General features: G+C 39.2%; 7 protein-coding genes. All 7 read left to right on the top strand.

All coding sequences use genetic code 11. The features are described 5' to 3' along the window. Window position 1: 1 nt before the first annotated feature. The 7 genes from tkt (at window position 2) to NEOC95_RS03285 (ending at window position 12,863) form a co-directional block, all read left to right on the top strand. Complete coding sequence (tkt, locus tag NEOC95_RS03255) at window positions 2-1,999, top strand: transketolase (protein WP_349305247.1); 1,998 nt, start codon at window positions 2-4, stop codon at window positions 1,997-1,999. Beyond that, window positions 1,996-3,036: a uroporphyrinogen decarboxylase gene (gene hemE, locus NEOC95_RS03260; RefSeq protein ID WP_249270148.1), complete on the top strand. Its 1,041-nt coding sequence runs from the start codon at window positions 1,996-1,998 to the stop codon at window positions 3,034-3,036. Before tkt ends, hemE begins: the two co-directional genes overlap by 4 nt. Next, on the top strand, window positions 3,033-4,418 hold the full coding sequence (hemG, locus tag NEOC95_RS03265; RefSeq protein WP_213151567.1) for a protoporphyrinogen oxidase: 1,386 nt from the start codon (window positions 3,033-3,035) through the stop codon (window positions 4,416-4,418). Before hemE ends, hemG begins: the two co-directional genes overlap by 4 nt. A gap of 709 nt (window positions 4,419-5,127) precedes the next feature. Then, window positions 5,128-5,568 carry a hypothetical protein gene (locus tag NEOC95_RS03270; RefSeq protein WP_166155917.1) on the top strand — a complete coding sequence of 147 codons (441 nt, stop codon included), beginning with the start codon at window positions 5,128-5,130 and terminating at the stop codon, window positions 5,566-5,568. Window positions 5,569-6,605: 1,037 nt separating this feature from the next. Further along, on the top strand, window positions 6,606-9,173 hold the full coding sequence (locus NEOC95_RS03275) for an ATP-dependent Clp protease ATP-binding subunit (RefSeq protein ID WP_213151571.1): 2,568 nt from the start codon (window positions 6,606-6,608) through the stop codon (window positions 9,171-9,173). A gap of 157 nt (window positions 9,174-9,330) precedes the next feature. After that, on the top strand, window positions 9,331-11,061 hold the full coding sequence (locus NEOC95_RS03280) for a protease-like activity factor CPAF (RefSeq protein ID WP_213151572.1): 1,731 nt from the start codon (window positions 9,331-9,333) through the stop codon (window positions 11,059-11,061). A gap of 29 nt (window positions 11,062-11,090) precedes the next feature. Next, a complete protein-coding gene (locus NEOC95_RS03285; RefSeq protein ID WP_213151573.1) occupies window positions 11,091-12,863 on the top strand; it encodes a protease-like activity factor CPAF in 1,773 nt (590 codons plus the stop codon). Window positions 12,864-12,938 lie beyond the last annotated feature (75 nt).

Raw genomic sequence — 12,938 nt, forward strand, 5'->3', positions numbered from 1 at the left:
AATTTTAAATCCCGAGCTTAAAGCTGTTTTAGCTAAAACCGCTCATACCATTAGAGGGCTCTCCATAGATGCTGTGCAAAAAGCAGACTCAGGGCATCCTGGATTACCGATGGGATGCGCAGAAATTGGGGCTTACTTATGGGGATATTTACTTCATTATAATCCTAAAAACCCTAAATGGTCCAATCGCGATCGCTTTATTCTCTCGGCCGGGCATGGTTCTATGCTTCTTTATTCTGCCCTACATTTAGCGGGCTATCCTCTTTCCATAGAAGATCTTAAAAACTTTAGGCAGCTTCACTCTAAAACCCCAGGGCATCCTGAATTCTTGGATACCGAGGGGGTAGAGACGACTACAGGTCCTTTAGGGCAGGGGATAGGCAATGCCGTAGGTCAAGCTTTAGGCTTAAAATTGCTAGGGGCTAAATTTAATACAGAGGCCCACCAGATTCTTAATAGCAAGGTTTACTGCTTATGTGGCGATGGGGATTTAATGGAAGGTGTTTCCTCAGAAGCATCTTGTTTAGCAGCTCATTTGCAACTTGATAACCTTATTTTAATTTACGATTCTAATCACATATGCTTAGATGGTCCCACAAGTGAGTGCTTTACTGAAAACACTAGAATGCGCTACGAGGCATATGGTTGGGAAGTCTTCGAGATGGACGGCAACGATTTAGATGATATCCATCAGGTGTTTTTAAAGGCTAGCGAGAAGCAAACGCGTCCTCGGCTCATCATCGCCCATACGATTATTGGAAAAGGCTCACCTAACAAAGAAGGAACAAACAAAGCTCATGGTGCCCCTTTAGGAGTAGAAGAGGTTAAAGCGACTAAAGATCTACTAGGCATCCCTCAAGAGCCTTTATTTTATGTTCCTTCAGAAGTTAAAGAGTTTTTTAGCAAAAAAATAGCAGAGCATATAGCTATAGAAAGAGAGTGGCAGGCAACTTTTAATGCTTGGGCTCAAGCAAACCCTAATTTGTTAAAGGCTTATGAAGCTATGTCTTGTAATTCTTTACCTGTGGATTTAGAAGAGCGCTTGAAGGCTATAGAGATTAAATCTCCTATTGCAGGACGGAAAGCATCGCAGGAAGTATTGAACGTCTTAGCTACACTTTTGCCGCAGCTTTATGGGGGCTCTGCAGATTTGTCGGGCTCAGATTTAACCATGTTAAAAAACTATCCGTTAGTTAAATCAGGTGACTTTTCAGGCCGTAATATCAAGTATGGGGTACGCGAATTTGGTATGGCTGCGATTGCTAATGGTCTTTACCAAACCCATATGATCATACCTTTTATTGGTACCTTTTTGACTTTTTCCGACTATATGCGCAATGCTATTCGCTTGGCAGCTTTGCAAAAAGCTCATGTGATTTATCAGTTTACGCATGATTCAATTTTTTTAGGAGAAGATGGCCCTACTCATCAACCCGTTGAGCATTATGCCTCCTTGAGAGCCATTCCTTATTTACGCGTTATTCGGCCAGCAGATGCCTATGAAGTGAAAATGGCATGGGCGGCAGCTTTACGCTATCCCGGACCTACAGCTATTATTTTAACTCGTCAAAATCTTCCGGAAATAACCGCAACAAAAAGCTTTTCTTATGCAGATGGTATGGGACGAGGCGCCTACATCCTTAGAAAAGAAAACTCTAAGCCCGATTATACCTTGCTAGCCACCGGCTCAGAATTACATCTAGCGCTTGATGTTGCGGCAGCCTTAGAAAAAAGCGGGAAGAGCGTACGCGTGATCTCCATGCCTTGCTGGGAATTGTATGAAGAGCAAGATTCAGCTTACAAAGAGAGCCTTTTAGGTGGCGACCTTGGCATTCGTGTTAGCATTGAAGCTGGCGTGGAGCAGGGGTGGCATAAATATATCGGTTTAAGCGGCATAGCAATTAGTATGCACAGCTTTGGCGCCTCCGCTCCGGCTGCTGCTTTGGCGCAAGAGTTTGGGTTCACAGTGGATGCTATTTTGAAAAAGCTTCTTCCATGATGAAAACCATTGACCCCGCTATCATTAACAGCAAATTTTTGCTCGCCCTGCATGGGCATAACCAGGGGCGCCCCCCCATTTGGTTGATGCGCCAAGCTGGACGCTATATGCCGGAATATCGGGCTCTTCGTCAGAAATATTCTTTTTTGGAGATGTGCCATCATCCTGAATTGATTGTAAAGGTGACTAACTTGCCACTGCAGGCTTTTGGCATGGATGCAGCGATTCTCTTTTCGGATATCTTAGTTGTAGCTGAAGCTTTTGAAGTGGGATTGTCATTTGAGGAAGGTAAGGGACCTGTGATAGCAAGACCTTTGCAAACAGAAAAGGATGTTGCAGCTTTATCAGCGGGCCCTGTGGCAGAAAAGCTTGCGTATGTAGCGGAAGGAATTAAGTTGCTGGTAAAAGAATTAAAAGTTCCCCTGATCGGATTTTGTGGCGCGCCCTTTACTCTAGCAAGTTACATGATTGAAGGTGGCAGTAGCCGAGATCTACTCAAAACAAAAAAATGGATGCTTAGCCATCCAACTAGTTTTCATCAACTATTGGATAAAATTTTACAAGCTACCCTTCAATATATTGAAATGCAGGTGCAGGCAGGCGTGCATGCTTTTCAAATTTTTGATTCCTGGGCCAACCATTTAAGCTGGGGACAATTTCAAGAATTTTCCTATGAATATATGAAGAAATTGGTAAAGCTTTTACAGCAATATTCTATCCCTGCAATTCTTTACTGTCGCGGTTCATCCGTCTTTGCTCCTAAGCTAGCAGAAGCCTCTCCTCAGGGTATTGGCTTAGATTGGAGCTGTAATTTAGCGCATATGCGTAAATATGTGCCTTTTCATATCGCTCTACAAGGAAATTTAGATCCGGATATTCTGTATGCCCCTCATGCAAAAATAGAGCAGGAGGCGCGGCAATTAATCGATGCTATGCATGGTGATCGTGCCTTCATTTTTAATTTAGGCCATGGTGTTAAGCCTGATACTCCTTATGATTCTGTTAGATTTTTGGTAGAAACAGTGCAATCTCTATGAAAAGAATTGTTGTAATAGGAGGAGGCATTTCAGGACTTGCCCTTCTTTGGTATCTAAGGAAGCGCCACGGCTCTGCTGCTTCTTTGACTTTGCTAGAAAGAAGTAATCGCTTAGGAGGATGGATTAATTCCTATAAAAAGGAGGGCTTTCTCTTTGAAAGAGGGCCTCGTAGTTGTCGCACGCGTGGCAGCGGAAAAGCAACCCTTCGTCTTATTGAAGAGCTTGGCTTGCAAAAGCAGGTAATCGTGGCCGATCAAGCAGCTCGACAGCGTTTTTTGTATCTAGACAAGCATTTGCAAAAAATTCCCTCTCATCTATTTTCTTTGCTATTTTCTCCTTTAACAAGGCAGGTAGCCTTTAATCTATTTAAAGAATGGCAAATTCCACCAGGAGAAAATGAGGATGAAACTATTCATGCCTTTTTCACAAGGCGCCTAGGCAGCGACGCAGCAGAAAATTTTTTAGATCCTCTTACCTCCGGCATCTATGGAGGAAATATTCATGAACTGTCGATAAAGTCTTGCTTTCCTGACTTATTTCAGTGGGAACGACAACATGGCTCTCTTACAAGAGGAGCTTTCCTACACTTTTTCACAAATAGGCAATCTCCTTCTTCTCTTTATATTAAAAAAATGTGTCAAGAAAGCTTATTCTCTTTTAAAGAGGGCATGCAAACTCTCTCGAATGCGCTAGCGCAAAACCTGCATGAATCTATTTTGCATGAGCAAGAAGTAACTGACTTGAATTTTCAAAAAAAGGGAATAGAATTAGGGCTTGCCCAAGGTAAAACTTTATGGGCAGACCAGGTTTATTCGACTTTGCCACCCGCTTCCTTGGCCGCTCTTATACGCCCACATCATCTTCCTTTGGCTAATCTATTAAGCTCAATTGCTAATGCTTCGATTGCAGTGGTAGGCTTAGGTTATAAGCAAAAATTATTAACCTCCAAAGGATTTGGATATTTAATACCTTCTAAAGAAAAAGAGGAAATTTTGGGAATGGTTTGGGACTCCTGTATATTTCCCCAGCAAAGCTTACACTCATTAGAAACGCGTTTGACTGTAATGATAGGTGGCACCCGCATGAGTGATTTTTCGCAAAGAAAAGAATCAGATTTTTTGAATAGTGCTTTAAAAGCGATCTCTAATCACTTACAGTTTCATGCAGCGCCCGATGTTGTAGATATTCATCTTGCCCAGAATGCTATCCCTCAATATGTTGTAGGGCATGAACAAAAAAAAATGCTGATAGGAAAATATTTGCAGGAATTATCCCCTCATCTGCAACTATTAGGAAGTGCGTTTAATGGTGTCTCAGTGAATGATTGTATAGCCCAAGCTTATTCGATGGCCTATTCTCGCTTGATTCCTGATAGCATATAATATCCTTATTTATTAACGTTTTATGCAGTAAAACATCTGATGCATTCAATCTAATGCATGCTCACATCAAACTTCTTATTTTTAATGAAAGCTTCCTTCTTTCAAAGGTAACCAATTGTAAGCAAATTTTTAATTTTTAATAATTTATGCCTACTCTCGCACTTTCTCTTATGGGCTACAGGTCTGCGGTAAAGCTTTTGGTAACTTCGTTTTTAAGGCCTTAAATATTTGTCCGTTTTGATCAAGTGCTTCTTGGTTTTGCTAAGAACTTATTAGTTGCAGTCATCCTGTAAAAATAACAAACCTCTCCTATAAGACAGAGAGAGAGAATCAGAAGATTAAGAGACGCATAAGAGTCGTAAGAGAATTTTCACATGAAGAATCATCCAAAAGTTTGGTAATAGCAATCCTTAGCAAATCCATGAAGTTTAGAGGAATAATAAAGCATACTTGAAAAGGGGGATAACAAAAATTAGAAAGATAAATGATGTTTGTTGGCCTAAGGGACTATGAACATCAATTTCAAGCGTATCCCTGAATCATAAAAGGGGGCTCATTAAAATTAAGGCGAAAAATTTAAAAGGAGCAAAACACTATAAAAATAGGCTAGAAGAAAAAAATTCCGAACCTAGCGAATCAAGAAGTAGGAATCGCACCTGTAGGCACCCATGATCTTGATTCTCTAATCCCACGAAAAGTTCCTAGTGTTATGAACAAAAATATTGCCTACTGCTTAAAAGAATCCGGATTTACCCCCATTTTTAAAGATTATGATCACCCAGCTACAGAAGCCTATATTAAAGAAATTAACGGCTTTGAAGTGGAAATCGAGTTTCTTACGGATTCAGTAACTCGTGGAGATAAAAACAAAAACGTCCTAATAGCTGGAGTCATTGCACAGCCATTGAGCTATTTGTCGTTAAGTTTGCAAATGACTTTAAACTTTGTAACCTATTCGGGGGAGAGAGGCTTGGTTGTGTCCCCGGGAGCATGGATGCTTCATAAAGGCCTTACATTTCCCAAGCGTAATGCCCCCTCAAAAGCTTACAAAGACTTTTATGGTATCTGGTATGCCGCTACGCAATTAGGAGGATTTTCCGCTAGGGCTGTTGCTGAGCTTGCCATGCTGTTTCAGCGACATTCTAAATGATTGAAAACCTTTCAAAAAAATTTATTCCGCTGGATGGAAAATGCAACTCCTATCGATTGGTCACGGTTGGAAACACAAGATCTCTCGGGCAGACTTAAAAAATTAAATTTTGAGAAAATCATTAAGAGCATAATTTTAAGAAGAGAAAATCAAAAAGGCTAGGAACCAAAAAAGAAAAAAAATCTGCAAGCTAATGATGGGTTTTATAACCCCTTGCTTTCAAATAGGTTTCATGGGCTATTTTTATACTAAAAACCTTAAAAAGAAAAAGGCTAGAAGAGTTTTTTTATAAGTTTATAATTTTTATAATTCTTAGCTATTTCCTCCCATAAGGCTGTTGTTAAATTCTTTATTAATGAAAATTTTTTTCTTAAATCTTCTCCATTAATGTAAGCGGTCATGGGTACAGAACTGCTTAATTTTTGACGATAAGGAGCCCATGCAAATGAGGAAGTGCAGGAAATAGAAAATAGCTATTTGTTAGCATTTTCGTCTTTACAGATGCCTGTAGAATCGCATCTTAGGGCTTTGAAAGCTCTTACCTCCTTGTAATAGTAGTGTAAGTTCTTCATTTTTAGATGCTTTTGCTTAAATAAAAGGTGGCTTTAAGTTTTTTATATCAAGTGTTATTCTTATGGATAGAATCCCTAAAAATAGATTTAGCTTATATACTTAGCCTATATATAGGAGCTTTTAGAGAAAAACATGGTTTACTTTATAGGCTCTTTGTAACAATAGGAGAAAAGCTTTAAAGTCATTTAAAAGCCCTTTAAAGTCTTACTTTTAGGTGAACGTTGGAGATAGCTTGATTAAGTTATAGGGGGATCCCAAGTATTTTAAGGAAAAATTAAAAGATTAAAAATAGTGTTTATTACCTTAAAATAATGTTAAATTTACTTATGCTTAAACAATATAAAATTAGGACAGGCAGTTAACTCTTTAGCCTTTTCTCTTTTTTCAGAACAGGTAACCTAGGTTGCAAAAAATAGAGCCTGAGGCTACAGTTAAAATATACGCCATTTAACTACGAGATTGTTATGTTTGACAAATTTACAAATCGTGCAAAGCAAGTCATTAAGCTTGCCAAAAAAGAAGCACAGCGCTTAAATCACAATTATTTGGGCACTGAACATGTCTTACTAGGGTTGCTCAAGTTGGGTCAAGGAGTGGCAGTCAATGTATTGCGCAACCTTAATATTGATTTTGAGACAGTGCGGAATGAAGTAGAAAAACTCGTGGGGTACGGACCTGAAATTCAAGTGTATGGGGACCCAGCTTTAACGGGAAAGGTTAAAAAAGTATTTGAACATGCTAATGAAGAAGCGGCAAATCTTAACCATAATTATGTAGGAACTGAGCATTTACTATTAGGGTTATTGCGCCAAACGGATGGCGTGGCGGCGCAAGTACTAGAAAATTTAAATGTAAATCTTAAGGAAGTTCGCAAAGAAGTATTAAAAGAATTAGAAACTTTCAATCTCCAATTGCCTCCTATTGGAGCAGGATCTCCTTCTTCCCGTTCTGGGGAGATTAGTGGTCAGATGGGATCTTCAGGTAAGCCTTATGACAAAGGTAATTCAGGCATGGGTGGAGGGCTGGAAAAGATGCCTGCCCTTAAAGCTTATGGCCATGATCTCACGGAAATGTGCCGAGAAAATAAGATGGATCCTGTGATTGGTCGTAAGCCCGAGGTTGAAAGACTTATTTTGATCCTTTGTCGTCGTCGCAAGAATAACCCTGTGCTGGTCGGGGAAGCGGGTGTAGGAAAGACTGCTATTGTAGAAGGACTTGCCCAAGCCATTGTTAAAGGCGAAGTTCCTGATAATCTAAGAAAGAAGCGTTTAATTGCTCTTGATCTAGCCTTGATGATTGCAGGTACAAAATATCGCGGGCAATTTGAAGAGCGTATTAAAGCGGTCATGGACGAAATTAAAAAGAATGGAAATGTTCTTTTATTTATTGATGAACTCCACACGATTGTAGGCGCGGGAGCTGCTGAAGGAGCTATTGATGCTTCTAATATTTTAAAGCCTGCTCTTTCTCGTGGAGAAATTCAGTGCATAGGGGCAACTACTATCGATGAATATCGCAAGCATATTGAAAAAGATGCTGCTTTAGAGCGTCGTTTTCAAAAAATTGTGGTAGCGCCTCCTTCAGTAGAAGATACAATAGAAATCTTAAGTGGCTTAAAAAATAAATATGAAGATCACCACAAATGTATTTATACTCCTCAAGCGCTGACTGCTGCTGCTGTTCTTTCAGATCGTTACCTTCATGGACGATTTTTGCCAGATAAAGCGATTGATTTATTAGATGAAGCGGGAGCCAAAATGCGTATTTCCATGATGAATCAGCCCCAAGATATAAGCAAATTTGAAGCAGAAATCGAGGAAACACGATTAGCTAAAGAAGAAGCGATCGCTAAGCAAGAATATGAAAAAGCTGCCAAGTTACGTGATAAGGAAAAAACATTGAGGGAACAGCTCCAGCAGCTGCGTAATCAATGGGAAGTGAATAAAGAAGAGCATGAGGTAATTGTTGAAGACGAAGATGTCGCTCAGGTGGTAGCAAAGCAAACTGGGATTCCTATTAGTCGCCTTACTGAAGGAGAAACTCAGAAAGTTCTTAAGATGGAAGAGCATCTTAAAGGTAGCATCATCGGTCAAGATGAGGCTCTTAAAACTGTTTGCAGGGCTATACGTCGAAGTCGTGCAGATATTAAAGATCCTAATCGTCCAATAGGGGCTTTTCTCTTTTTAGGGCCAACAGGAGTAGGAAAAACTCTCTTAGCTCGCTTGCTTGCTATCAACATGTTTGGAGGCGAAGATGCGCTTATTCAAGTTGACATGTCAGAGTATATGGAGAAATTTGCTGTCAGCCGCATGACAGGCTCTCCACCAGGCTATGTAGGCCATGAAGAAGGCGGGCAGCTAACAGAACAAGTCCGCCAGCGTCCTTATTCGGTTGTACTCTTTGATGAGATTGAAAAGGCTCATCCCGACGTGATGGATTTATTATTACAAATCCTAGAAGAAGGTCGTTTAACTGATTCATTTGGCCGTAAAATAGATTTTCGTAATACTATTATCATCTTGACCTCTAATTTAGGTGCTGATCTGATTAGGAAAACCACAGAAGTAGGCTTTGGTGCCGAGGAAGGATCTTTAGACTACGAGCGCATTAAGGATAAGATTGAAGGAGCTGTTAAAAAACAATTTAAGCCAGAATTTCTTAATCGCTTAAATGACATGATTATTTTCCGTCCGCTTAATCGTGAAGCTTTAATGCAGGTTATTGAGATTGAAATCAAAAAAATGCAAAATCGCTTACAAAAACGTGAAGTTTACATCACTCTTGATGAAAAAGCTAAAAATTTCTTGGTCGACAAAGGCTTTCAGCCGGAAATGGGGGCTCGGCCTTTGAGGCGCACCATTGAGCAGTATTTAGAAGATCCTTTAGCCGAAAAGCTTTTAATGCATCCTGAGAAGGGCTGCCGTTGTACGGTTACAGCAGATGAGGATCATTTAATTATTCATGAAGAAGAACTTATAAATTTAAACAGAAAAATAGTAGATAAAAAGATTTTAACTACTCCTACTGTTTAAAAGCTTGCCTAAACCTTAAGGTTTGCTACCCAGCAAACCTTAAGAGACGCTCTTTGCTTCTAAAATATCTATGGAATTCCCTTGCATAAATTTTTTATTGTTTACCGGCAAATGAAGGGAGGCCTATAGTATTTCATGCACAGTAGAGAGGTTTTATATGGTTAAAATTATCAATGTTTTAGCTTTTTTAATTGCACCTATTTATTTAATAATGGCGCAAGATTGTTGCCACCGCCAGTCGCAAATGATTGCCAATCTGGAGGCTATTAAGCATGAGTTTGAAATCAGTTATGCCCCTTTTGAATGGAAAAAGAAATGTCTAAACTGGAATTTAGATCAGGAGGTTGAAAAAGCCAAAGAAAAAATCCTTTCTTCCCCTTCCTTATCTAACAAGCATTATCATCAAATTATTCGTGACTTATTTAATTCCGTACAAGATTTACATACACGTGCTGAATTTTATGCTACAGAATATGCCTTTCTGCCGTTTTGTGTGCAAGGGGTACAGGACCATTATTTTGTTGTATGGGTAGATAATTTGTGGGCTAAAAAAGAGCAAATAAATCTCCAGGTGGGCGATGAGATTTTATCTTTTGACGGAAGGCCAGTCAAGGAAGTAGTGGAAGAGATTAGGTTATCAGCCTTTGGAGCTAGCCGCAACAAAACTTATCAACATCTTAGCGAATGGCAGCTTACCTTACGTAAAGCTGTTAGATTGCAAGATGTTCCTCAAGGTCCAATAGAAATAGTTTCTAGAAAACCTGATAGCCAACAAGTTCACTCTTTTGTAGTAAACTGGGAGTATACGCCTGAAGAGATCAAAAATAATTATTCTTTAAGCATGCCTCTTAATTTAGACAGAGAGGATGAGGATAAACCTCCCTTTTTTCATCAAGAGCACATTCTGCCTTTTTATGCTAGTTTGGCCGACCATTCTCCTTGTTTAGCTGATAAAGCCGAGCTATTAGGCGCTAAGATAAATTTTTTCCCTGCGTTGGGGCCTGTACTATGGAAAGCCGATTCGCCCATTTTTGACGCTTATATCTACTCTTTAAAGAACAATAAAAACATTGGATACCTACGTATTCCTGATTTTCAAGGAAATGCATACCAAGTAGGGCAGTTCCAGCAAATTATTACTAAGATGGAAAGTTGCACAGACGCCCTAATCGTGGATGTCATGAATAATCCTGGTGGCTTTACTTTTTACATGTATGCCCTAGCCTCTATGTTAACTTCTAAGCCGCTGACCAATTTAAAAGAACACTTCTCTATTACTCAAGAAAATGTATACTATGCTGTACAGGATGCTTCTTCGTTAAAAGATATTGTTAACGATCACGACGCTACACAGGTGTTAGGGACACATATCCATGGCTATACTGTCGATAGGCAACTAGCTTGCTATCTTTTTAAATATGCCAAATATATTCAAGATCAATTCAAGCAGGGTAAATATTTCACCGATTTATATCCTGTGAATGGAATAAAAACCATCTATCCTCATCCCACTACGCAGTACACTAAGCCTTTATTCGTTTTAACTAATTCTTTAAGTATGTCTTGTGCAGAGTTTCTACCTGCTCTGTTACAAGGCAATGAGCGGGCAATAATATTAGGTGAGCAAACGGCTGGAGCGGGAGGTTCTATCATACGTAGAAAGTATTCCAATCGCTTTGGAATAGCTGATTTAGTTTTCACACAATCACTTGTGTATCACTACAATGAGCAGCCTCTTGAAAATGTAGGAGTTAAGCCTGATCTGACTTGCCTTTGGACTGCAGAGGATTATACAAAAGAGTTTGCCGGCTTTATCGATGTTGTTAATGAAGTTGTCTCTCTTAGGGTGGATGGACTTTTACCTAATACTGCTAACCTTTTAGAATAAATAATTTTTGAATTTAGATAATGCGATTAATGATTAACAAAATCTTCCTTGCGGCTTTATATAGTTTTTTATTTTTTTATCTAGGGTCTACTCTCTTAGCATCCGAGGCTTATCGCGCTAAAATGCTAGGAAATATTGACCTTATAAAAAGTATATTAGCCTCAAAATATGCACCGGCTGAATGGAAAAAAAACTATATAGGCTGGGATTTAGAGATAGAAGCACAAGCAGCTAAGGATGAAGTGTTGAGAAGAAGTAGCTTATCCCTTCATGATTATCAAAAGATCTTGCTGAATTTTTTTAACTCCATGCAAGATTACCATGTAAAAATAGACTTTTATGCCACAGAAATGTCTTTTTTGCCCTTCCGGCTAGAAGGAGCAGAGGGAAGATATTTTGTTGCTTGGCTACCAAAAAATTCTCAAAGTTATGCAAAAATGGATTCAAGCCTTGCAGATATGCTTGCGAATATGCAGATAGGCGATGAAGTATTAGCATTTGGAAATATGCCAATTGATGAATACTTTAAGAAATTTAGCTTGAAATCTTTTGGAAAAGCTTTAACCGCGACCGATCAGCGTTTGGCTGAGCAATATCTAACATTGCGCTTAGCCAGCATGGGCTACGAAGTGGAGCAGGGAAGCGTGCCTATTACTATTAGACATCATCATGCGAATCAAATAAATACTTATACACCTGAATGGCTATACGTGCCTGAACACATTACAAATCATTCTCCTTCAGCTAGCTTTTACTCTACATGCTTCGGAGAGATATGTTCTATGAAAAAAGGTCTGGGTTTTTTTGATAAAGAGATGATCACTCCCTTACATAGGCAAATGGAAGTAGCCAAAAAATCTATTAATAAATTTAAAAAAGAAAATTGGGGCTTGTTGGAAGAAGGTAATAGCGAAAGCGATTATATAGTACTGGGGCGCTATCAAAGTTTCGTCCCAGAATTAGGGGAGGTGCTATGGAGAGCTACTTCTTTACATTACTATTCTTATATTTTTCAAACAACTAATCATAAAAAGATTGGCTACCTACGTATCCCTACCTATGCTGCTAGTGAAAATGAATATAAGGAGTTAGAGACAATCATCCAGCACTTTCAAAACGAGACAGATGCATTGGTTATCGATCAACTTAACAATCCGGGAGGATCATTAGCCTATCTGCTCTCTTTGCTCTCTCTACTCAGTGAATATTCTCTTGAATTACCTCTGGAACGGCTTACCATTACTCAGCAAGATGTCGCTAAAGCTTTGAAGATGGTAAATAACCATCACAATATACTTAATGATTTGATCGATAATATTCCGAATTTTCTAATTTCTCGTGACAATACTGAGGGGATTACCGCTTTTTTTCAGACCATTATTGATGAATGGAACGCAGGACGAACATTTACTCAGCCTCTCCACTATTATGGAATTACTTCTGTTTCATCTAATCCGCATACTCATTACAATAAACCTATCCTAATTTTAGTAAATTCTTTAGATTTTTCATGCGCTGATCTTTTTCCAGCCATTTTACAAGATAACCAGCGCGCGAAGGTTTTTGGCTCGCCGACAGCAGGCGCCGGAGGATTTGTTTTAGAGCACGAATATCCTAACCTTTTTGGCATTGCTAGCTTTTCTTACACCGGCTCTATATTCTATCGCACAGGCGATCGACCGCTTGAAAATCTTGGTGTTACACCAGATTTTCCCTATGAAATCACCGTCGACGATCTTATTTATAACTATAAAGGTTATACAAAGGCTGTGTTGCAAGCAGTGGAAGACTTATTCAAGTAAAAGCTAACCTTGTCGCAGCTTTATCAATAATAAGGAAAAAAAGCGATAGCTTTAGGCATCACTATTGTATCGGCA

This window comes from Neochlamydia sp. AcF95, assembly GCF_018342455.1.
GTDB lineage: Bacteria > Chlamydiota > Chlamydiia > Chlamydiales > Parachlamydiaceae > Neochlamydia.

Bases quoted from the DNA above. Each gene is read 5' to 3' on its own strand.
- NEOC95_RS03280 (WP_213151572.1), top strand. From the start codon at position 9,331: ATGGTTAAAATTATCAATGTTTTAGCTTTTTTAATTGCACCTATTTAT.
- hemG (WP_213151567.1), top strand. From the start codon at position 3,033: ATGAAAAGAATTGTTGTAATAGGAGGAGGCATTTCAGGACTTGCCCTT.
- NEOC95_RS03285 (WP_213151573.1), top strand. From the start codon at position 11,091: ATGATTAACAAAATCTTCCTTGCGGCTTTATATAGTTTTTTATTTTTT.
- NEOC95_RS03270 (WP_166155917.1), top strand. From the start codon at position 5,128: ATGAACAAAAATATTGCCTACTGCTTAAAAGAATCCGGATTTACCCCC.
- hemE (WP_249270148.1), top strand. From the start codon at position 1,996: ATGATGAAAACCATTGACCCCGCTATCATTAACAGCAAATTTTTGCTC.
- NEOC95_RS03275 (WP_213151571.1), top strand. From the start codon at position 6,606: ATGTTTGACAAATTTACAAATCGTGCAAAGCAAGTCATTAAGCTTGCC.